This window comes from Glycomyces buryatensis, assembly GCF_004912275.1.
GTDB lineage: Bacteria > Actinomycetota > Actinomycetes > Mycobacteriales > Micromonosporaceae > Glycomyces > Glycomyces buryatensis.
Window position 1 is genome coordinate 25,493 of sequence record NZ_STGY01000022.1, and the last position, 21,750, is coordinate 47,242.

General features: G+C 68.1%; 19 protein-coding genes and 1 pseudogene. 16 read left to right on the forward strand and 4 right to left on the reverse strand.

The features are described from left to right. The first annotated feature begins 20 nt into the window (after positions 1 to 20). Positions 21 to 1,049, forward strand: a complete 1,029-nt coding sequence (locus FAB82_RS05955) for an endo-1,4-beta-xylanase (protein WP_136533631.1) — start codon at positions 21 to 23, stop codon at positions 1,047 to 1,049. A 124-nt stretch (positions 1,050 to 1,173) separates the two neighbouring features. Here FAB82_RS05955 and FAB82_RS05960 read toward each other — a convergent pair whose 3' ends face one another. Beyond that, positions 1,174 to 2,196 (reverse strand): phosphotransferase enzyme family protein, encoded by a 1,023-nt coding sequence (locus tag FAB82_RS05960; protein ID WP_168801440.1) that lies wholly within the window; start codon positions 2,194 to 2,196, stop codon positions 1,174 to 1,176. A 167-nt stretch (positions 2,197 to 2,363) separates the two neighbouring features. Between FAB82_RS05960 and FAB82_RS05965 the strand changes: the two genes are divergently transcribed. From FAB82_RS05965 to FAB82_RS06010, 9 genes are all read left to right on the forward strand, one after another. Continuing rightward, on the forward strand, positions 2,364 to 3,635 hold the full coding sequence (locus tag FAB82_RS05965; protein WP_136533633.1) for an RNA-guided endonuclease InsQ/TnpB family protein: 1,272 nt from the start codon (positions 2,364 to 2,366) through the stop codon (positions 3,633 to 3,635). A 194-nt stretch (positions 3,636 to 3,829) separates the two neighbouring features. Continuing rightward, positions 3,830 to 4,459, forward strand: a complete 630-nt coding sequence (locus tag FAB82_RS05970) for a class I SAM-dependent methyltransferase (RefSeq protein WP_136533634.1) — start codon at positions 3,830 to 3,832, stop codon at positions 4,457 to 4,459. 57 nt (positions 4,460 to 4,516) lie between these two features. Beyond that, positions 4,517 to 5,059 (forward strand): P-loop NTPase family protein, encoded by a 543-nt coding sequence (locus FAB82_RS05975; protein ID WP_136533635.1) that lies wholly within the window; start codon positions 4,517 to 4,519, stop codon positions 5,057 to 5,059. Positions 5,060 to 5,080: 21 nt separating this feature from the next. Continuing rightward, the gene (locus FAB82_RS05980) at positions 5,081 to 5,611 is read left to right on the forward strand and encodes a GNAT family N-acetyltransferase (protein WP_136533636.1); all 531 of its coding nucleotides are present in this window, start codon (positions 5,081 to 5,083) and stop codon (positions 5,609 to 5,611) included. Positions 5,612 to 5,658: 47 nt separating this feature from the next. Beyond that, positions 5,659 to 6,297, forward strand: coding sequence for a YoaK family protein (locus FAB82_RS05985; RefSeq protein WP_136533637.1), 639 nt, complete (start codon positions 5,659 to 5,661; stop codon positions 6,295 to 6,297). A gap of 148 nt (positions 6,298 to 6,445) precedes the next feature. Next, on the forward strand, positions 6,446 to 6,970 hold the full coding sequence (locus FAB82_RS05990; RefSeq protein ID WP_136533638.1) for a GNAT family N-acetyltransferase: 525 nt from the start codon (positions 6,446 to 6,448) through the stop codon (positions 6,968 to 6,970). Positions 6,971 to 7,034: 64 nt separating this feature from the next. Beyond that, complete coding sequence (locus tag FAB82_RS05995) at positions 7,035 to 7,400, forward strand: iron chaperone (protein ID WP_136533639.1); 366 nt, start codon at positions 7,035 to 7,037, stop codon at positions 7,398 to 7,400. 346 nt (positions 7,401 to 7,746) lie between these two features. Then, the gene (locus tag FAB82_RS06005; protein ID WP_136533640.1) at positions 7,747 to 8,352 is read left to right on the forward strand and encodes a TetR/AcrR family transcriptional regulator; all 606 of its coding nucleotides are present in this window, start codon (positions 7,747 to 7,749) and stop codon (positions 8,350 to 8,352) included. A gap of 244 nt (positions 8,353 to 8,596) precedes the next feature. Beyond that, a complete protein-coding gene (locus FAB82_RS06010) occupies positions 8,597 to 9,073 on the forward strand; it encodes a DinB family protein (protein WP_246039465.1) in 477 nt (158 codons plus the stop codon). 3 nt (positions 9,074 to 9,076) lie between these two features. Here FAB82_RS06010 and FAB82_RS06015 read toward each other — a convergent pair. Beyond that, a pseudogene (locus FAB82_RS06015) lies at positions 9,077 to 10,162 on the reverse strand (winged helix DNA-binding domain-containing protein); the annotation flags it as partial. Positions 10,163 to 10,465: 303 nt separating this feature from the next. Here FAB82_RS06015 and FAB82_RS06020 point away from each other — a divergent pair. Beyond that, a complete protein-coding gene (locus FAB82_RS06020; protein WP_136533641.1) occupies positions 10,466 to 11,188 on the forward strand; it encodes a sensor domain-containing protein in 723 nt (240 codons plus the stop codon). A gap of 59 nt (positions 11,189 to 11,247) precedes the next feature. Here the strand turns inward: FAB82_RS06020 and FAB82_RS06025 are convergent, their stop codons facing one another. Then, on the reverse strand, positions 11,248 to 12,249 hold the full coding sequence (locus tag FAB82_RS06025) for a LacI family DNA-binding transcriptional regulator (protein WP_136533642.1): 1,002 nt from the start codon (positions 12,247 to 12,249) through the stop codon (positions 11,248 to 11,250). Between the two features lie 167 nt (positions 12,250 to 12,416). On the opposite strand from FAB82_RS06025, the gene FAB82_RS06030 reads away from it, so the two are divergent. From FAB82_RS06030 to FAB82_RS06040, 3 genes are read left to right on the forward strand one after another with little or no spacing between them, the layout of a single operon-like run. Beyond that, positions 12,417 to 13,496 (forward strand): substrate-binding domain-containing protein, encoded by a 1,080-nt coding sequence (locus FAB82_RS06030; protein ID WP_136533643.1) that lies wholly within the window; start codon positions 12,417 to 12,419, stop codon positions 13,494 to 13,496. A 37-nt stretch (positions 13,497 to 13,533) separates the two neighbouring features. Then, positions 13,534 to 14,577 carry an ABC transporter permease gene (locus FAB82_RS06035; RefSeq protein ID WP_136533644.1) on the forward strand — a complete coding sequence of 348 codons (1,044 nt, stop codon included), beginning with the start codon at positions 13,534 to 13,536 and terminating at the stop codon, positions 14,575 to 14,577. Continuing rightward, on the forward strand, positions 14,574 to 15,347 hold the full coding sequence (locus FAB82_RS06040; RefSeq protein ID WP_136533646.1) for an ATP-binding cassette domain-containing protein: 774 nt from the start codon (positions 14,574 to 14,576) through the stop codon (positions 15,345 to 15,347). Before FAB82_RS06035 ends, FAB82_RS06040 begins: the two co-directional genes overlap by 4 nt. Positions 15,348 to 15,441: 94 nt before the next feature. Here the strand turns inward: FAB82_RS06040 and FAB82_RS06045 are convergent, their stop codons facing one another. Next, on the reverse strand, positions 15,442 to 18,168 hold the full coding sequence (locus FAB82_RS06045) for an exo-rhamnogalacturonan lyase family protein (RefSeq protein ID WP_136533652.1): 2,727 nt from the start codon (positions 18,166 to 18,168) through the stop codon (positions 15,442 to 15,444). 331 nt (positions 18,169 to 18,499) lie between these two features. Between FAB82_RS06045 and FAB82_RS06050 the strand changes: the two genes are divergently transcribed. Then, positions 18,500 to 20,203 carry a rhamnogalacturonan lyase family protein gene (locus FAB82_RS06050; protein WP_136533647.1) on the forward strand — a complete coding sequence of 568 codons (1,704 nt, stop codon included), beginning with the start codon at positions 18,500 to 18,502 and terminating at the stop codon, positions 20,201 to 20,203. Positions 20,204 to 20,317: 114 nt separating this feature from the next. After that, positions 20,318 to 21,268 (forward strand): GNAT family N-acetyltransferase, encoded by a 951-nt coding sequence (locus tag FAB82_RS06055; protein ID WP_136533648.1) that lies wholly within the window; start codon positions 20,318 to 20,320, stop codon positions 21,266 to 21,268. Positions 21,269 to 21,750 lie beyond the last annotated feature (482 nt).

The following is a 21,750-nucleotide window of genomic DNA, read 5'->3' on the forward strand; positions in this document are numbered from 1 at the left end:
CCAACGCAGAAGGAATCGCAATGTCTAGCAATCCGACCAAGCGCGGCAAGGGACGCCGCGTCAAATCCGCGATCGCAGTGGCGGTGGCCGCCGGCCTCGCCGCCACCGGAGCCGTCATGTTCTCCGGCAGCGCGCAGGCCGCCGACACACTCGGCGCCTCGGCGGCCGAGTCCGGCCGCTACTTCGGCGCCGCCATCGCGCCGAACTATCTCGGCGAGGCCGGCTACGCCGACACGCTGAACGCCGAGTTCAACTCGATCGTCGCCGAGAACGCCATGAAGTGGGACGCCACCGAGCCCGCCCAGGGCCAGTTCGACTTCAGCGGCGGTGACCAGCTCGTCGCCCACGCCCAGGACAACGGCATGGAGGTGCGCGGCCACACCCTGGTCTGGCACGCCCAGCAGCCGTCCTGGGCCCAAGGATTGACCGGCGACGCACTCCGAGGGGCGATGCTCGGCCACATCGACGGCGTGGCAAGCCATTACGCCGGGCAGATCTCGTCGTGGGACGTGGTGAACGAGGCGTTCGCCGAGGACGGCACCCGCCGCCAGTCGAACCTCCAGATCGAGCTGGGCGACGCCTGGATCGAGGAGGCCTTCGTCGCGGCCGACGCGGCCGACCCCGACGCGAAGCTCTGCTACAACGACTACAACACCGACGGCATCAACGCCAAGAGCGACGGCATCTACGACATGGTCGCCGACTTCCTGGCACGCGGCGTCCCGATCGACTGCGTCGGCTTCCAGAGTCACCTCTCGGTCGGCGCCGACCTGTCCACCTACCAGGCCAACCTCGAGCGCTTCGCCGAGCTCGGCGTGGACGTTGAGATCACCGAGCTCGACGTCGGCGGCGAGGGCAGCGCTCAGGCGGATGTCTACCGGACCGTCACCGAGGCGTGCATGGCCATCGAACGCTGCACCGGCATCACCGTCTGGGGCATCACCGACAAGTACTCCTGGCGCGGCGAGGACACCCCGCTGCTCTTCGACGACAACTACGGCAAGAAGGAGGCCTACCAGGCCGTTCTCGACGCCCTCAACGGTGTCTAGCTCAACTCTCCCCACTGGGCCGGGGCGTTCGCCGCAGCAGCGGAGGGCGCCCCGGCCACCTGTGTGGGACGGCGCTTGGAACCGGCCGAACCCTAACGCGCGCAACTAGATGGCTCGTCGCCGCTCACCGCATGGCGAGGCAGCGGCGCACCTCCCACATCCGGTAGGCGATGTGATCGGCCGTGTCGACGTCGGCGCTCCCATTGCTGTGGACCAGCCCGGCCGCCCACAGGCATTGCGCCGCATGGCGGGCCGCCATGAGCACCGGCAGGTGCGCCTCGAGCTCGATCGGGAGCGGGCGCACCGAACGGTATCCGTCCAGGTATGAGGCGCGGAGCCGCCGGAGGTGCGGGTAGTCGCTGAGGTTGCCCATGACGGGCGCGAGGTCGTACAGGAAGTGCCCGTACCCGAGCTCATCGAAGTCGAGGACGCCGATGCTCCAACCGTGCGCGGTGCGGACCGTGTGGCAGTTTCCCAGGATGAAGTCCATGTGGACGAGCCCGAAGGCTTCGGAACCGGTGCCCAGGTCCGCGAAGACCTTCGCGGTGAGCTCTGCGACGCGATCGAAGTCCGTTCGGTCCTCACCGGACAGGAACGCATCGATCGGCCCGGGCCGATAGGGCGATCGCTCGGTGAACAGGGCATCGGCGTCCCAATGAGGGACCGCGAATCCGGCCGGGGGAGTGAAGGACTCCGAGGCGAGGTGCAGCTGCGCATGAGCACGTCCGAGTTCGCGCACCCCGCTCGGTCCGAGTCCCTCCCCTGGACGGCGGACGTCGCCGTCCACCCACGTCAAGAGGTCGCAGTGCCAGAGCGTCCCCGCGTCCTGCGGCAATTCGACCGAGACCGACAACGCCCCATCGGAAGTGACCACCGGCGCCGGGACCCGGACGCCCTCGCGGGCCAGCTGACGGTGGACCGCGTCGAGGAATGTCAGCTCGGCGAGCGTGTGCTGGGCGGGGCGCCCGCGGGGGCGATGGACCCGGAGGGCGAAACGGCTCCCGTCGCCGGTGGTCACCGAGTACACGGCGTTATTGAGCAGCCGGATCGGTCGCAGGTCGACCGGTTCGGGCAGGTCATAGGCATCGAGGGCCGCGGAGGCGGCGGCATTGGTCAGGGCGGCGAAGTCGGTCTGATTCGGCGGCAAGGGGTCTCCCACTCTGTCGGTGGGAATGCTACCGAGGCGGGGCGCGATCCAGTCGGATCATTATTGCGGCGTACCTCCCGCATTCGGAAAGTGATGTCAGTCATATTTGTGTCCGGGTGGGGGTTCGATTGTGCGGGATTGTCACAGGCGGGTCGTAGCTTGGTGTGATGGCGCGATTCAGGATGTATCCGACAGGCGAGCAGGAGTGGCAGTTGCTGCTGCACTGCGCGCAGGCTCGGTACGTGTGGAATCTCGCTGTGGAGCAGCGGTCCTATTGGGCCCGGCATAAGGGTGCTTCGCCGGGGTATGTGGAGCTTGCTCGGCAGTTGACCGAGGCTAGAGCTGCGAGTGAGTGGTTGCGTGAGGGCAACGCGGAGGTGCAGCAGCAGGCGCTCCGGAATTTCGACCTGGCGGTCAAGCGCCGCTTCGATTCCGGGTTCGGCGAGCCGAGTTGGCGGAAGCGGTACCGGGATGAGGGGTTTCGGGTGATCGGCACCGACCGGGTGCCGGAGTTCGAGCCCGATGGCTCGCCGAGGTTGAATCGCAAGGGCAGACAGGTCCTGGCCCGGTCGGTGGTGGTGCAGAAGCTGAATAAGCGGTGGGCGCAAGTGAAGGTGCCCGGGTGCGGATGGGTCCGGTTCCGGCTCACTCGCCGTGATCTACCTGAAGCGAAGACGTTCCGTGTCACCTGGCGGCGCGGGCAGTGGCATGTGGCGTTCGCCCTCGTCCCCGAACCGGTCGCTCCTCCGGGCACCGGTGAAGTGATCGGCATCGACCGAGGCGTGAAGGTCACCGCCGCCCTGTCGGATGGCCGGATGCTTAACTGCCCGCAGCTCAACTCGAAGGAACGCGCCCGGTTGCGCAAGCAGGAGCGGCGGGCCTCTCGCGCCCCGAAGGACAGCCCGCAGAAGCGGGCCGAGCACGCGAAGGCCGCGAAAATCAAGGCAACCGAGGCGGACCGGCGGAAGGACTGGTGCGAGAAGACCTCTACCATGCTCGCCTCCGGCTTCGATCTGATCCGGTTCGAGAAGCTCAACATCAAGACCATGACAGCCTCCGCGAAGGGAACCGCCGAGACGCCCGGTAAAGGCGTCGCGCAGAAGACCGGGTTGAACCGGGCGATCCTCGCCCAGGGGTGGGGACTCCTGCGAACCCGCACCGAGCAGAAGGCCCCCGGCCGGGTCGAGGATGTCCCGGCACCGTACACCAGTCTGCGTTGCTCCGACTGCGGATGGATAGAGAAGAACTCGCGCAAGAGCCAAGCCGAGTTCGTCTGCGTCTCCTGCGGGTTCACGTGCAACGCCGATGTCAACGCAGCTAATAACGTCGCGGCAGGACAGGGCGGGACACCCCGCCCCCGGTCTTCGACCGGTGCCGGAGGGACGACAACCCGCCAGGGTTCGAGCGTCCGTGAACCCCAGCGCCCACCACCACGGTGAACACTGGAATCTCGTCCTCGCAGGGAGGAGAGGATGTCAAGATGAACAGTCCGCGCGGCGCGGCCTTACCGACATTAATGAATGTCAATGTGTAATCGGGCGAATGCCACCGATCGGACCCGGTCGCACCCCCGTTCCGCACCCGGCGGGACTACTGTCGAAGGAGACGGTCGAACACCGGAGGAACCCAAGACATGCGCGTGCGAACACTCGATGACCTGCGAAGATTCTGGGACAAGCAGGCCCACCGCTACGACCACGCCATGGAATGGGCCGAACGCAGGTTCTTCGACGGAACCCGGGAGTGGATCACTGAACGCGCCACCGGCCAGGTCCTGGAGGTCGCGATCGGAACCGGGCTCAACCTGCCGCACTACTCCAAGGGCGTCGAGCTCACCGGCATCGAGCTGAGTCCGGGCATGCTCGCGCTGGCGAAGCGCCGCGCCGCCTCGCTCGGCCTCGATGTAGACCTGCGCCTCGGCGACGCCCAGGAACTCGACTTCGAGGACGCCTCCTTCGACACGGTCGTCTGCACCTTCTCCCTGTGCACCATTCCCGACGACGCGAAGGCCGTCGGCGAGATGATCCGGGTCCTGCGCCCGGGTGGGCGGCTACTGCTGGCCGACCACGTCGAATCGACCTCGGCGTGGGTGCGCGGCATTCAACGCGTGATCGAAACCGGTTCGGTCCCCTTCCAAGGCGAGCACTTCCGCCGCCACCCGTCCCGCCACGTGGAGGCGGCCGGACTCGACATCGAGGCCCGCGACCGCTTCAAGAAGGGCCTCATCGAACGCCTCGTCGCCCGCAAGCCCGCCGCCGAATAGGGAAGCCGCCAGAAACACGCTCGCGCCCGGACCGGTTGCCGCGTAAGCTGCCTCGTCATGGCGGAAATTCAACGGGTCATGATCGTCGGCTGCGCGGGAGCGGGCAAGACGACACTGGCAAAGCAACTCGGCGAACTCCTGGACCTCCCGGCGATCCACCTGGACCTGCACCACTTCGACAGCGACTGGAAGCCGTTCCCGAGAGAACAACTCATCGCCGTCTCCAGCAAATTCGCCCGTGCCGAACGCTGGGTCATCGACGGCAACCTCTCCTCGACCATGCCCGAGCGCATCGAACGGGCCGACCTGGTGGTGTTCCTGGACCTGTCGACGGCGCGCTGCGTGTGGAACATCTTCAAACGGCGCTGGAAATACGGCAATGGCCAGCACCCCAGCGGCTTCTTCGTCCGCCTCCGACCGGAATTCCTCCGCTGGGTGCTCACGTTCCGAAAGAACGAGACCCCGAAACTTCGCCGACTGCTCGCCGAATACGGGCACGACACCCGCATCGTCACCGTCACCAGCCACCGCCAGACCGCCGAACTCGTTGCGTCCCTGGAAGCGAGCCTTCGAACGGGCTCCGGGCCAGCGCCGGAGTGACGGATCGCGGATAATTTGCGCATGGAATTGACCACGTGGTACCTCGAAATGCGCGATCCGGACGAGCTCAAGGCCGCGTCCGCGCCCGCCGTGCCCGTCGACATCGTGTGGTCCGAGCTGGCCAGCCCCGCGTACAGCCGGTTCCTGTACTCGGCCGTTGGCGAGCGGTGGGCGTGGATCGATCGGCTGCCGTGGGATCGCGAGCAGTGGTGCGAGTACCTCGATCTGCCCGGCGTCGAGACCTGGACGGCTTTCGTGCGCGGCACCCCGGTCGGCTACGCCGAGCTCGATGGACACCGCTCCGGCGAGGTCGAACTGGTCTACTTCGGCCTCATGCCCGAGTTCATCGGCCAGGGCATCGGCGGCCACCTCCTCACCGCCGCCGTCGAACGGGCCTGGAAGATCGCCGACCGGTGGGAGGAACTCGATGCGCCCGAACGAGTCTGGCTCCACACCTGCTCAAAGGACTCGCCGATGGGACTTGCCAACTACCGCGCCCGCGGATTCACCGTCTACAAGACCGAGACGGCCGAAACCGACGATCCCGCGTAAGCGGCGTTCCGGCGCGGCCCGCATCCACTCGCGCTTAGCATCCAGGGATGCGACATCGCGAGGTTCTGGCCGTCCTGCTCGCCTTCGGCGCGGGGGCCAGCGACGCCCTGTCCTACCTCCACCTGAGCGGCGTCCTCATCGCGAACCAGACCGGCAATATCGTCCTGCTGGGGGTCGCGATAGCCCAAGGCCGCCTGGGCGACGCGTTCGCCGGGGCCGTCTCGCTGCTGGCCTTCTTCGCCGGCATGGCCGTCGGCTTCGTCCTCACCGACCACCTCAGCAAGCGCCGCTTCCGTGTCCTCCTGGTCCTGGAACTGGCCCTGCTGCTCTCGCTCGCTGTCATGATGTCCGTCGGCATCCCCCGCTACATCTCGATCGCGGTGGCCGCCTTCGCAATGGGGCTCCAGGCGGTCAACGGCGTGCGCCTCGGATTCGACGCAGTCTCCACCACCTACCTGACCGGGTCGATGACCGCGATGGTCCGGCAGCTGACGCGGCATCGGCGCCTCAACCACCACGGGAAGGTCGCCGCCGTAGTCGTCGCCGTGTTCTTCATCGGCGTCCTGGCCGTCGCCGCCGGGAACCTGTGGATCGGCTCGGGCTCCCTCTGGCTCCCCGCCGCCGCGGTCGCGGCCGCCCTCGTGTTCGACGAACTCCGCTGGCGCTCAGGGATTCGATTCGCTTAGCGAAGCGCGGGACCGGACCGCCGCGACCAGCGATCCCCGATCGCCGCCAGCACGAGTTCGGCCCGCGCCCACGCCCGTCGGGTCCGCATCGAGGCCGCGCCGGACCCGGACCGGGCCCGACGTCCGAACACCCACTAGGTTCTACGGCATGGACGAGAAAACGATTTCCGCGACTTGGCCCGCAACGCTCACCACTCCTCGGCTCCTGGTGCGCCCCGCCGAATCCGACGACGCCTCCGATTTCAGGCCGTTGTGGACCGACACCGCGGTCCGGAAATACCTCGGCGGTCCCGTGGACGAGCAGAAGCTGCCCGCCTACGAGCGGGCGCTCGGGCGACTTCTGTACGTGTTCAGCGTGATCGAGACGTCTGAGTCGTCATTCGTCGGCACGGTCCATGTCGACGCGTCCTCCAGCTTCGCGGGGCGCCGCGAGATCTCGTACTCGTTCCTGCCCGCGCACTGGGGCCGAGGTTACGCTCGCGAGGCGGTGTCGGTGGTCCTGGCGTGGGCGTTCGACGCGGTCCCGTCGGAGGATCCGACGATCATCGCGGTCACCCAGGAGGCCAATGCCCGGTCGTGCCGCATGCTCGAGGCACTCGGCATGACCAAGATCGACAGCTTCATCAAGTTCGATGCGCCCCAAGCGATGTACGAGGCCAGGCGGCCCGCCTGAGCGGCACTGGACGATTCCTCCGAACCGGACCTGGCGGTCGGTCGTTCACGATAGATTCCCGACCATGGTGCAGAGCAGAGCGAGCGATGTGGACGCCTACCTGGCCGAGCTTCCCGACGCCCGCCGGGAGGCCCTGACGCGCATTCGGGAGCTGTGCCGCGCCGAGCTGCCGGGGTTCACCGAGGTCATGGCCTACGGGATGCCCGCCTACGAGCGCGAGGGCGTCGGTGAGATCGCCTTCGCCAGCCAGAAACAGTACGTCTCGTTCTACTTGCTGCGCACCGATGTCCGCGACGCCTTCGCCGATCGACTGGCCGGTCACGACATGGGCAAGGGCTGCCTGCGCTTCCGCCGGACCGAGAACATCGATTACGACCTGGTGCGAGACCTCCTGCGCGCCACCGCCGCCGCGCACGGCGACATCTGCTGACCGCTCCGGCCACCGAATCACGACCCGGGTGTCAGCCCGTGGACTTCGTCGCGGTGACCACCACGGTGGTGTACCGAGCCGTGAACGTCCCGCCCGCCGCGTCGAAGGTCCGGCCCGGGGCCGGCTGCGACGATGGCGTCGACCATCTCGGCCGGATAGCTCGGTCGGGTGCGGTCGTAGCGTTCGGGATCGGTACCGAAGGATTCGGCCGCATCGCGTGCCCGATGGGGTTCCAGGCTGGTGCTTTGCGCCTCTCCAGACGGTATAGTGGACATACGCCCACGTTGAATGGGCAGGTGCCCACTTGTCAATTGTCCCCGGCCCCCATCGGAAGGACCCGTGGTCGATGCCGACCGGAATCGCCATCCATGACGGCCGGGAGCAGCTGTTCGCCGCCGCCGAGCGCATCCTCCTGCGCGACGGACCCAGCGCGCTCACCAGCCGCGCCGTCACCGAGGAGGCGGGAGTCTCCAAGGGACTGCTCCACCGGCACTTCGCCGACTTCGACGACTTCCTGGCCGAGTTCGTGCTCGCCAGCGTCGGTCGCATGGACGACCAGGTCACCGCCCTGCTCGATTGCGCCGGCACCGGCACGGTGACCGGCAACCTCACCGACGCACTCATCGCCCTGTTCGACTCGCTCGCTGTGGCGATCGTCCCGCTCGTCACCATCCGCGACGGGTTGCGCGAGCGTCTGCGCGAGACCTGGCCCGCCGGCGTCCCGGTCCTCACCGAGGGGGCCCAGATGATCGCCGAGTACCTCACGGCCGAACGCGAACTCGGCCGCATTCGGGGTGGCGTGGACGTGCGGACTCTGGCGGCCACCCTGCTCGGCGGAGTCCACCTGCTCTTCGCCGACCGTCAGGGCCCCGGGCCGGAGCCCTGTGCCGTCGGCGCCGTCGTCAATTCCGTCGTCGGCGGCGTCCTGTCCGAACCCGGCCAAAGGGGGTGACTGGAAGACCTTGCCGCCGTGGGGGAGAGGCCCGATCTCCTTATCTCGGTCCGGCTCCGGTTCATGCCGCTGAAGATGTCGGAACCGGCAGTGGAATCCACATGTGGCGCACGGGTGGTGTCGCCCCATGCCGTTGAATCGGCTCGACCGGCTTGCCGTCGGTTGCGTAGACTCGGCCAACATGACCGACCTGGACGAATACGGACGCCCCGAACCCCCGGTGAACGGCGACGAGCTCGCCTCCATGCTGGGCTTTCTGGACTACCAGCGCGCGACCTTCGCGTGGAAGTGCCGGGGCCTGGATGCGGAAGGCTTCAATACGAAGGTGGCCGCGTCGAGCATGACCCTCGGCGGCATGATGAAGCACCTGGCCCTGGTCGAGGAGGGCTGGTTCTCCGAGACTCTGCACGGCCGGGAGCGCGGCGCGCCATGGAGCGAGGTCGACTGGAAGGCCGACCGCGACTGGGAGTGGCACACGGCGCCGGACGACAGCCCCGAAGAGCTGCTCGCGCAATGGGAACGCAGCCTGGAGATCGCCCGCGCGGGCGTCGCCGAGGCGCTGGAGGGCGGTGGACTCGACCAGCTCGCCGAGCGCAAGTGGAGCGATGGCCGGGCCCCGAGTCTGCGCTGGATCATCCTTCACATGATCGAGGAGTACGCCCGCCACAACGGGCATGCCGACCTCATTCGAGAGGCCGTCGACGGCGAGACCGGGGAGTAACTCGAACTCGACTCCGGTGAGCGTCACGCCGCGATAATCCGCGAGTTTCCCCGCTTCCTCTGCCACCTCCTTTCGGACCACGTCCGACAGTGTGCCCCAAGGGTTCACGGTCACGGTGAACCGCTTCCCGGACTTGCGGGGCCGCCACGTCCCCACGATCTCTCCGCCCGCCAAGACCGCACCGGGACGCCCGAGGACCCGCCACAACTCCTTGGCCCGGGCCTGGTCTGGGACCAGCGTGTCACGGTCCCGGCCCTGAAGGAACAGGTCGTAGGGGCCGAGCAAGCGCGTCACGGCGACCGATTCACCCGAGCGCAGTGGCGCCACGTCCGCCTCGAGCGCCCACCGCCGCTCGCCCTCGACCTCCACCTCGACCGCGTCTTGGGGCCAATGCGCCTTGATCTCCTTGACCGGCGCGTCAATGAACTCGGCCGCTTGTTTGAACGTGGCGGGCCCGAGGAAGTGCAGGTAGTCCCGGACCAGATCGAACCGTTCCTCATACGCCCGCGCCGTGGCGAAGCCGGAGATCGGGGCGAGTACCGGCGGCGAGGTGCGCTGCCGCAGTTCGAGTCCGGCCCGCACCGCCGCCAGCCGGAACGGCATCTCGTACAAGTGCGTTGCACTGCACGCCCGGCAGAACCGCAGGTAAGGCTCGGGCATTGCCTCGGCCAATCGCCCCGAGACCTCGCCCTTGACCATCGGTTCGGTCACGAGCCCCCGCATCTCGGCGGCCACCGCATCCAGCGCGTCGACGATCCCGATCCCGGCCTCCTTCAACGGCTTCGAGGCGTCGAAGATCCGCTTCGCCGCGTCGGCCTCCGAATAGGGGGCGACAGCGGCGGCGACCTGGCCGACATCGCCGCGCCGATACAGGTGCGGTGCCCCGCGGACCGTCCACAGCAGGACGAGCTCGTCTTCCCGCAGCGCCGCGGGGTCAACGCCGCGTACGGCCAGCGCCCACGTGCCGCCGTCGGTCCCGGTGTCCTGCACCCCGAAATCGAGCACCGACGTGTCCGCGAGCGTTCCCGCCTCCCGATCCAGTTGCTGGACCCGGACCCGATATCCCAAAACCTGGCGACGATCGATCATGGCGCAACCGTAAACCGAGGGTGCGACAACGCAGCCGGTTTCGGCGACTCGCTGGGTCGTATAGGCGTAATGTCCCGGTATCGAACCAGCATCGCAGCCTCCCCGGGGACTCACCCGCACCCTGGGCTACGTCCGGCCGCTCGCGGCGGCCATGACGCCCATCGTGCCGAACTCGCTGCCGACTTGTGAGACCGTTTGCGGCTCCGGCCCGTCGGGGCGACGGTGGAGGGTAGGGCTGGCCTTACCCCCGATACGCCTGGTCACAGGCTCGATGTGGCGCTCGGATCGCCATAGTTTTAAGGCATGAACAAGACATTCAAGCAGGTCGGCATCGACTCGGCCTATCTCCTCTCCTCGTTCCCCATTGCCCTGGCCGCCTTCATCATTGCCGTCGTCGGCTTCTCCGCCGGGATCGGCACCGCGATCGTCTGGGTCGGCATCCCGATCCTCGCGACGGCGCTGCTGGCCCTGCGTGGACTCGCCGCCGGAGGACGGGCGCAGTTGTCGGCGGTTCTGCGTCGCGACATCCAGCCGGTGCGCTACAAGCGGGCCCCCGCCGGTTCGACCGGGCTCCGCCGCTTCCTGACCGTGGTCACGGACGGCCAGTCCTGGCTGAACCTGCTGTGGGCCATCGTCAACTTCCCGATCGCGATCGTCGGGTTCGTGCTGACCGTGTCCTGGTGGTCCGCCACCGTCGCGTCGCTGGCCTGGCCGCTGTACGGCTGGATCATCCGCCGCGCGGTCGGCTCCGAGGGCGACGGCCTGGAGTACGCCACCGAGTGGCTCGGTTGGGGCGACTCGTACACGGCCATCTCGATCATGACCGTCCTCGGCGGACTGGTCATGGCGCTCCTGCTGCCGGTGGTCCTGCGGGGCTGCGCGCTCATGCAGGGCGGTCTCGGCCAGGGCCTGCTGGCCTCGTTGGAGTCCCCTGAGGACAACGAGACCCGCGTGGATCTGGAACGCCGCGTGACCGATCTCGACACCGAGCTCGCCAGGGCCCGCGAACGCCTCGCGGGCGTCTGACGACTAAGCGCACGAAGGGGGTCGCCGCGAAGCCGCGGCGGCCCTCTCGACGTCTGTCGTCATTGGGAACCGAGCGGGATCTCTCCGCTGCCGCGCTCGATCAAGGTGGTGCCCACGACGATGCGTCGGGTGGGGGAGTCGTCGCCGTCGAGCCTGGCGAAGACGCGTTCGGCGGCGATGCGGCCGATGTCTTCGGGGTGTTGGGCGACGACCGTGATGCCCGGTTCCAGCAGGTCGGCCAGGTCGACGTCGTCGAAGCCGACCAGGGCCGTGTCGAGGGCGCGTCCGCGTTCGCGCAGGGCCCTGATGGCGCCGACCGTGATGAGGTTCTGGGCGCTGAAGACCGCGGTCGGCGGGTCGGGCGAATCGAGCAGGCGGAGCAGGGCGTCCCGGGCTCCCCGTTCCGAGTGCAGCTCTTCGACCACTGTGGCCTCGCCAGTGGGGATCCCCGCCCGCCCCAGGGCCTCGAGGAAACCGCGGCGCCTTTCGCGGGCGGTCTGGATCTCGCGGCGGTCACCCAGATAGGCCAGGCGGCGGTGGCCGCGGGCCAGGAGGTGGGCGGTGGCGCGGGCCGCGCCCTCGGCATTGTCGCTGACGACCGCGTCCAAATCGATGCCGGAGGGCTCGCGGTCCACGAACACGATGGGGGTACCACGGCGCACCTCCGGTTCCAGATATGCCTGGCTCGCAGTCGAAGTGGTGAGGATGAGCCCGTCGACGCGGCGGCGCAGGAACGCGATGACGGCCTCGCGCTCGCGGTTCGGGTCGTCATCGAAGCTGGAGGCGAAGACCGCCACGCCGCGCGGGGCCGCCGCATCCTCGACGGCCCGATGGACGGCCCCGGCGAAGGGATTGTCCACACTGCTGATGAGCAGGCCGAGGGTTCCGGTGCGTCGGTCGGAACGGCGCAGATTCCCCGCATGCACGTCAGGCTGGTAGTCGAGGGCGCGGGCCGCGTCCGTCACCCGCCGGGCCGTCGCGGGGGTGACGCCCGGTTCCCCGTTGATGACGCGGGAGACGGTCTTGAGGCCGACACCGGCCAGCTTCGCGACCTGCCGCATGGTCGGTCTCGAGCGATAGTTGGGGCCTTGGCCTGACAACGATGTCACGATTTGAACTCCAATATTGCGAGGGGTCTTGACTGTACATGCTCGCATGGCCTAAACCTGTTCGTGACACCGTTGTCAACCCGGGCGGCGGTGCCGAACCCCCTAGAGGAGATTCAACGATGAATCGCACAGTACGTGGCGCACTCCGCAACAGCCTCGTGACCACCAGCACGCTCGCCTTGGGCGCGTCCCTCGCACTCGCCGGATGCTCCGACGGCGGCGACTCGGACGACACCGTCGGCGTCTCGCTCATCGTCAAGACCACCACCAACCCGTTCTTCGTCGCCATGCAGGAAGGCGCCGAGGCCGCCGCCGAGGACACCGGCGTCGAACTCACCATGGCGGCCGGCAAGCAGGACGGCGACGAGGAAACCCAGATCCAGGCCATCGAGAACGCCATGTCCCGCGGCGACCAAGGCATCCTTATCACCCCCAACGGACCCGGTGTCGAAGACGCCATGATCCGCGCCCGCGACGCCGGCCTCTACGTCATCGCCCTCGACACCCCGCCCTCCGACCCCGAATCGGTCGACATCACCTTCGCCACCGACAACTTCCTCGCCGGACAGAAGATCGGCGAATGGACCGCCGCGAAACTCGGCGGCGAAAAGGCCGTCATCGGCATGCTCAACATCTTCGACGACAAGATCGTCTCGGTCGACGTCCAACGCGACCAGGGCTTCCTTGACGGCATGGGCATCGACACCGCCGACGCCGCCGTCATCGGCGACGAATCCGCCACCGGTCAGTACTCCGGTGGCGAATACGAGATCGTCGGCCACGAGGCCACCGAAGGCGCCGAAGAAGGCGGGCGCACCGGCGCCGAGAACCTGCTCTCGGCCAACCCGGACATCAACGTGCTCTACACGATCAACGAACCCTCCGCATACGGCGGATACGAGGCCTTCGAAGCCGCCAATGCCACCGAGGGCCTCATCGTCGCCTCCGTCGACGGCGGCTGCGCCGGCATCGACGCCATCACCGGCGGCATCATCGGCGCCACCAGCCAGCAGTACCCGGTCAAGATGGCCGAACTCGGCGTCGAAGCCATCCACGCACTCGCCACCACCGGCGAAGCCCCCGAGACCACCGAAGGCCTCGACTTCTTCAACACCGGCGTCGAACTGGTCACCGACGAACCCCAGGACGGCATCGAATCCATCACCGCCGCGGACGGCGGCGACATCTGCTGGGGCTAAAGCCCATCCCGGCCGCAACCCCAACAATGGAGAACCCGTGAGTCAGAACTCAAAGGAGTCGGTGCCATCCGAGGCACCCGACCTGGCCGAGGAGTTCCTCGACCGGACCACCCCGCTCAGCGCCATCCGCGGTGTCCTGCACCGCTACCCGGCGCTGAGCCCGGCCATCGTCCTGATCGTCGCCGTCAGCGTCTTCGGCGCCCTCAACGACCGCGCCCTCGAACCGTCCAACCTGTCCCTGGTCACCCAGCAGGTCGCGGTCGTCGGCACGCTCGCGCTGGCCCAGACCCTCATCATCCTCACCGCCGGCATCGACCTGTCCATCGGCGCGGTCATGGTGCTCTCCTCCATGGTGATCGCCCAAGCCACCGTCCAGAACGGACTACCCGCGCTCCTCGGCCTCGGCCTCGGCCTGGCGGTCGGACTCGGAGCGGGCGCGCTGAACGGCTTCCTGGTCACCAGATTGAAGCTCCCGCCCTTCATCGTCACGCTCGGCATGCTGAACATCTTCCTCGCGCTCACGCTCCTGTACTCGGGAGGCGCGACCGTGCGCGGCGCCGACATGCCGGACTTCCTGACGATGACCGGCGAGACCTTCCCGGTGGGCGGCGTCAACATCTCCGTCGGCGTCGTGATGATGCTGGTCCTGTACGTGGCCTTGGCGATGATCCTCCACGGCACCGCATGGGGCCGACACGTCTACGCCTCCGGCGACGACCCCGAGGCCGCCCGCCTGGCCGGCATCCGGGTCAACCGCGTGCTCATGAGCGTCTACCTCGCGGCCGGCGCCATCCTCGCCGTCGCCGCCTGGATCCAGATCGGACGCTCCAACGCGGCCTCGCCGAACACCGGCATCGACCTGAACCTCGACTCCATCACCGCCGTCGTCATCGGCGGCACCAGCCTGTTCGGCGGGCGAGGCACCGTCTGGGGGACGCTTCTCGGCGCGCTCATCGTCGGCGTCTTCCGCAACGGGCTCGCGCTGGCCGGGCTCGACGTGCTGTGGCAGACCTTCGCCGTCGGCGTCCTCATCATCGCGGCCGTCTCCATCGACCAGTGGATCAGGAAGGCGCGCAAATGAACTCGGACACTGCAATGGAACCGGTGCTGGAAGCTCACAGCCTGGTCAAGACCTTCGGCCGCGTCGTCGGCCTCGACGGGGTGGACCTGGAGCTCTACCCCGGCGAGGTCCTGGCCGTCATCGGCGACAATGGCGCCGGCAAATCCACACTGATCAAATGCCTGACGGGCGCCGAGATCCCCGACGAGGGGGAGATCTGGCTCGACGGGGTGCGGATGAACTTCAAGCGCCCCCAGGACGCTCGCACGCACGGCATCGAGACGGTGTACCAGAACCTCGCCGTCTCGCCCGCGCTCGACGTGGCCGCCAACCTCTTCCTCGGCCGAGAGCTGCGCAAACCGGGGCCGCTGGGCTCGATCCTGCGCGTGGTCGACACGAAGCGGATGCGCCAGCAGGCCCGGGACGAGCTGGCCGAACTGGGCATCAGCACGCTCCAGGACGTGACCGTCCCGGTCGAGAACCTCTCGGGCGGGCAGCGGCAGGCCGTCGCGGTGGCGAGGGCGGCCGCCTTCGGATCCAAAGTGGTCGTGCTGGACGAGCCGACGGCGGCGCTGGGCGTGCGCGAATCGCGTCAGGTGCTGGAGCTGATCCGGAGCCTGCGAGACCGGGGCATCCCGGTCATCCTCATCTCGCACAATATGCCGCAGGTCTTCGAGGTGGCCGACCGCATCCACATCCAGCGGCTCGGGAAACGGGCGGCCACCATTACGCCGCAAAGCCACTCGATGACCGACGCCGTGGCGATCATGACCGGGGCCGCCCAGGCATGACCACCCGGCTACGGCCGGGGCCGCTACCGCCGGCGAGGGCCGCCATTGACGGCGGCCCTGCCGGCGGCGGTCCATTCGATCAACGGGGGGCGCTTCACTCGTCGGGAATGAGGTCCCCGATCATGGCCAGGTTCTGGATCGCGGCCAGGCCGTACTGGGCGGCGTCATTGGTCGCGATGTAGCCCCACCAGTCGGTCGGGTTCAGGGTCGACTCGACCTTCTCGGTCTCCTTGGGCCAGTCGGGGGAGACCTCCCAATTCTTGAGCGGGTTGCGGAAGAGGTGCCAGGCGTGCTCGGCCTGGGACTCGTCGCCGGTGCGGACGTAGACGAAGGCGTTCCCGCGGGTGTAGGCGTAGTAGAACAGGTCGCCGCTGAACGGCTTTCCGTATTCGGCCTCCTGTTCCGCCTTGCTGGCGGTGCGCACCCGCGCGAATCGCAGGAAGGCCTCCTCGAACTCGGGATTGTCGACCTGCTGGATCAGTTCGGAGCAGACCTCGTACAGCCCGAACGCCTGCCCCAGATTGCCCGTGCTGAAGGCGGCGGCATCGCCCATCGAGTACCGCCCGGTGTCCATGTCGTACAGGGCGCCGCCCTGGGCGAAGCCGTTCGGTTGGGCGGCAATGGTCTCCATGGTGCCCAGTACCTTGTCGCGGCAGAACTCCCAGTCCGGACCGCGGCGCTCCCACTCGGTCATCCACGCACCCGAAAGGGCCGACCAGTCGGTGCCGAGGCCGATGCTGAGTGCGTTCCGATCGGGGACGTACTCCTCGTTGGGGTCGCGGATCTTGCGGATCGGGTCCAGGACCAGGAAGGTCTCCTCGCTGCTCGCCAGCGTGTGCAGCAGGTCCCCGGTCCGCTCGTCGGCGGTCAGATAGTAGAAGTAGCGCCGGTAGTTCGCGTTGGAGATGCGGACCTGCTTGGCCGAGTCGCCCCAGTGCATGATGCCGTGGCGGGTGCCCAGGCCCGTCCATTCGCCCAGGTGGTAGACGTTGACCTCGCTGGTCTTGCGGGTCATGGCCTCGGCGAAGCGGAAGATGTCGGCCCGGTTCGACCGCAGGTAGGCCATCCACAGCCACATGTCCGGCGAGATCTCGGAGTTGTCCCAGGCATAGCCGCCCACGTCGTACTTCCAGGTCTTGCGGTCGCCGTCCTGGGAGTGCATGACGTCGCCGTAGTCCCAGAACCCGTACCAGTGGCGCTGGTCCTGGGAGGTCCGGTAGTAGTCGAAGATGAAGTCGAGGGTGTCCTCGATGTCCTCCTTGACCGGGTGCGAGCGGTCGACGGGCGCGAAGAGGCCGCCGAAGGCTCCGGCCGCACTCATGTGCTCGGTCGGGGCGATCACCTGCGGCTGGGCGCGGACCACATCGGCCATGCGCCCCAAGCGTTCCCGGGACGGCGTCGACTCGGTGACCCAGAACTGGAGCTCCGCGGTGCGGGCCGCCCCGTACGGGGTCCCGAAACCCGGTTCGTAGTCCTCATAGGTCACTTCGAGCGCATCCAGCTGCTTCTCGTACGTGTCTTGACCCAGGCCGTCGTGGTAGAAGCGGGTGTCCATCGGCTGGGCCTCCGGCGACCACATCCACACCGTGACGGTGGCGGTCTCGGTGTGGGCGCCGCGGATGTCGAGCCCGGTGGGATGCCGCTGCCAGAAGTCCTTGAGCCCGAAGCCGAAGCCGCCGGATGGGCCGCCGAGGTAGCCGAATCCGGACGCCCTCCCGCCCTGGTCGACCCCCACCCAGGAGTGACCCGCCTTGGTGCGCTTGCGGATCGCGAAGCCCTCGCTGGTGAGTTGCGAGAGCGAGTAGTCGCCCCAGGCCGGAATCCAGTGCAGCCGCGTGGTCACGCGTTGATCCCAAGTGGACGGGTCCGGCAGAGCCTCCCCGGCGATCTGCGCATTCCGCACGGCCGCTCCGGGGTCGCGGCGCAGACCCGTAATGCCCTTGACGGCCTCCGTGAGCTGGCCGTGGCCCTCGCCGACGAACCGGACGTGCCGGTCGTACGGCTCATCGGTGAGCTCGACCTTGAACCGCACCCCGAGGCCGGCGATGAACGCGTCCGAACCCTCGGAGTCGTAGACGAACGTGTGCACCATCCGGAAGGACTCGCCGCCCGCATAGAAGTACAGCCGAACGGTGAACGGAAGCCAGGACTTATTGCGCCCGGTGGTCTTCCGGTGATGGCCGGTCACTCGCACGACGGCGCGCACGGGCCCGTCCTGTTCGACGGTGACCTCCTCGACATCGCTGGTGTAGCGGGCCCGCTTGACCGAACCGGTCTCCGGGTCCGGAGCCTCTGCCTGGGTGATGTTCACCAGGTGCCCGCCGCTGACGATGGTGCGGTCGCCGCGCTTGATGTGCGTGATGAGGTCGGTGCCGCTCTTGGCGATGCGCGCGTTGATGACTCCGGTGTCGATGTCCACGTGTTCATCCGAATCGGACACGGTGACCGGCGTCGGCGGAGCCGCGCTCTCGCCCGCGCCGAGCGTGAACGTCTCCGCGTCGGCACCGGCGCCGACGGCGTGTCCCGTCCACTTGAGGGTCCCGTCGGGCCAATAGGCCAGCGGCCAGGACTGGACCGGGACGTCGCCGTCCGGGCCGGTCAGCTTGAACTGCTGATCGGCGCCGAACCGACCCGGGCCCCAGGGAACGCCCCAGGTCGAGCCGGGTGCTTCGGCGGGCGCGCCCTCGAGCCAGGACAGTTCGACCGAGTCGGGACCGGGGTCCCCATCGGAGTCGCCTTGCGCGTGAGCGGGGGAACCTTCGATGAACGCCGCAGCCGCCGCCACACCGGCCGACGCGGCCAGCACGCTGCGGCGCCGCATTCCGTCGCTGGGGGACTCAGCATCGCGAGATTCTTCAATATTGGATGAGATAGCTTGGGCGGGAAGGGATCTGGTGGGACGGTTCAGTTCGGACATGTCGCCTCCATTGGGGGGTGTGGCCTCAGGCTAGAACACCATGATGGCGCTTGCAAGGAATGCATTTATATGATTCGATATTTGCATGAAAGCGTCAACAAGACTCACGATCGCAACGGCGGCGATCGGGGTCCTGGTTGCCGGGGCGAGTTTCGCTGCCGGTAGCCCGGATACGCATGCCGCCGACAGCGACGCAAATCCAGCATCCGCAGAGGCCGCCCAGGCGGCCCGACAGATGGAGAACCTCGGCCGCGGCGTGGTGGCCGTGCGCTCCAGTGACACCGACGTCCTGATCAGCTGGCGGCTGCTCGGGCTCGACCCGGAGGGCATCGGCTTCAACGTCTACCGCTCCACCGGCGGCGGCGATTGGACGCAGCTGAACGACGACGTCCTCACCGACGGCACCAACTTCACCGACTCCACCGCCGACCTCTCCGAGGAGAACGCCTATCGGGTCACCGCCGTCGAGGACGGCGAGGAAGGCGAGCCGAGCGGCGAGTTCACCCTGGACGCCGACGCCGCCGACGAGCCGGTGGTCCGCGTTCCGCTGCGCGACGGCGGCACTGTCCAGTTCGTGTGGGTCGGCGACCTCACCGGCGACGGCGAGTACGACTACGTGGTCGACCGCCAGACCTCCCCGCAGAGCATCGAAGCCTATTCGAGCGAAGGCGAGTTCCTGTGGGAGGTCGACATGGGGCCCAACAGCACCGACCAGAACAACATCGAGGGCGGCTCGTCCACCATCGACGTCGGCCACAACGACGGTGTGACCGTTTACGACTTCGACAGCGACGGCATCTCCGAGGTCGCGGTCCGGATCGCCAACGGCGTCACCTTCGGCGACGGCGAGACCTTCAGCCACGACAACGACACCGAGCAGTTCATCGCCATCCTCGACGGTCAGACCGGCGCACTTCGCTCGTCGGCCCAGGTCCCGACCGACTTCATCTCGGACGGCCCGATGTACGCCCGGTTCGCCGCCTGCTACCTCGACGGCGAATCGCCGAGCCTGGTCGCCTACATGAAGAACCGCGTCGGCAACGGCGGCTTCAACCTCATGGTCACCGCCTGGGACTTCGACGGCGACGATGTATCGATGCAATGGAAGTGGCTGCGCGACGGGAACCACCCCGACGGGCACAACAGCCGCTGCCTCGACGTGGACAGCGACGGCGATGACGAGTTCGCCGAGATCGGGTTCGTCCTGGACGGCGACGGCTCGCTGCTCTACTCGATGGGGGGCCAGGGCATCGTCCACGGCGACCGCTTCCACATCGCCGACATGGACCCGTCCAGGCCCGGTCTCGAGGGCTACGGGGTCCAGCAGGACAACCCGAGCGGCCTGCACGAGTACTACTACGACGCGGCCACCGGCGAGCTCATCTGGGAGCACTATGGCTCCGGCGCGGACGTGGGGCGCGGCATGGCCGGTGACATCGACCCGAACCACCCGGGCATGGAGGTCTGGTCCTTCGACGGGCTCTACAACGCCCCGACCGACGAGCTGACCGAGTCCGACACGAACCTGCGGCCGTGGCCGCAGATGGGCCTGTGGTGGGACGGCGACGTCACGATGGAGCTGTTCAACAACGGCAAGTTCGAGAAGTGGGACCCGGACAACCCGACCCCGACCAACAGCGTGCCGCGTCTGGAGCAGGCTCAAAACTATGGCGGCACCGTCGGACCACGCAGCCAGCCGGCCTTCCTCGGCGACATCCACGGCGACTGGCGCGAGGAGGTCGTGCTGCCCAACGGGAACTCCAATGAGCTGCTCGTCTTCACCACCGACCAGTCGACCGACATCAGGCTGTACACGCTGGCGCACAACCCGGCCTACCGCAACGACATGACCGTCAAGGGTTACATGCAGTCCCACCACGTCGACTACTTCCTGGGGGAGGGCATGAGCGAGCCGCCCGCGCCGGCGATCACGTATTAGGAGCGCGATCGGATCGCGCCCGGGTTGACCGTTATCGCGAAGTTCACGGGGGCGGGCTAGGCTGAGCGCCGACACCTTTGTCACCCCTGATTCCCGTGAACCACAAGGAGCCTTGTGCCCGCATCTGACCTGACCGTGCGCCCCCTCGTCGCGGCGAGCGAGCTCGACCGCTTTCTCGAGTTGAGCTACGTCCTCGACGACGAGCTCGCCGACGACCTGGCGGCGGGCCGCCGCCGTCCAGAGTGGATGTGGATCGCGACGCGCGGCACCCGGGTGCTGGCACGCGCGTCCTGGTGGTCCTCGCCCGGCGCGGAGGGCCCGGGTGTGCTCGACTTCTTTGACGTCGATGACACGCTGCCTCCCGAGGAGGGCGTGGAGGTCGGTTTCGAGCTGCTGTCCGCCGCAATGAAGGCGATCTTCCCGGAAGGGGCGACGCCTCCCGAGTACGGCCGGTTCATCCCGCCGAGTTGGCGGGAGGACGCGGCCGCGCGCCAGGTGGTCGAGACCCGGTTCGCGGTCCTGGAACGACTCGGCGCGCGGCAGTTGGTGGAGCGGCTCCGGCTCGAATGGCGTGCCGGCACGCCGCTGCCCGAAACGTCCAAGCGCCTTACGTTCCGGCCCGTGAGCGACCGGGAGGAACTGGTCGACCTCATGGTGCCGGTCCTGGAGGGCACGCTGGACGCGCACAGCGGCGCCGACCTGGAGCGGATGACCCCGCGCGAGGCCGCCGAGAAGCAACATGACGAGGAGTTCGCCGGGTTCGACAGTCCGCGCGAGTGGTGGCAGGTGGCCACTTTGGACAGCGGCGAGGCGGTCGGGTTCGTGATCCCGGCCCGCAATATCTACAACGCGATCATCGCCTACATCGGCGTGCTGCCCGCGCACCGCGGGCACGGCTATGTGGACGATCTGCTGGCCGAGGGCACCCGAATCCTTGCCGAGCGGGACGTGCCCCGCATTCGCGCCGCGACCGACCTGCCGAACGTGCCCATGGCCGCGGCCTTTCAACGCGCCGGTTACGTCAACTTCGAACGCGCCGTGAACTTCACGTGGGAGACCGCCTGACCGGGTGGGGTTGTCTGGGCTCACGACTGGGTTCACGACTGGGTTCATGACTGGGGCCGTGGCTGGGACCGTGGCTGGGCATGCCTGGTCGCGACTGGGGGCCTGCATTGGGGGCTGGGGCGCTGGCGGGGCCATCCCGCACGTGGTCGCGCTGCGCTAAAGGCATCGGCGACGGCAGCGGTGGGGACGGGCGCGGCCTCCGTGCGCGTCCGCCGGGGCGGAGTTGCGGAGTCGGGCAAGGCCTCTGGTGTTCGGGCGGGTGGCGCGGGCGGCCGGGTGCAGGGCCGGGGTGGGCGGTGCCGGCCGAGCGTGGGGCCGGGGGACACGCCCGACCGCGGGGTGCGGGCCTGGCGGTTTCCGTTGCGGCCCTGTGTGTTCGGTGTGGAACATGAGGGTCCTCTACCCGATCGGGTGATGCCGATCGAGGCTGTTCGAGGGATAATTGAGGTACGCACAGGGATATGGAATCCGTACAGGTGTCG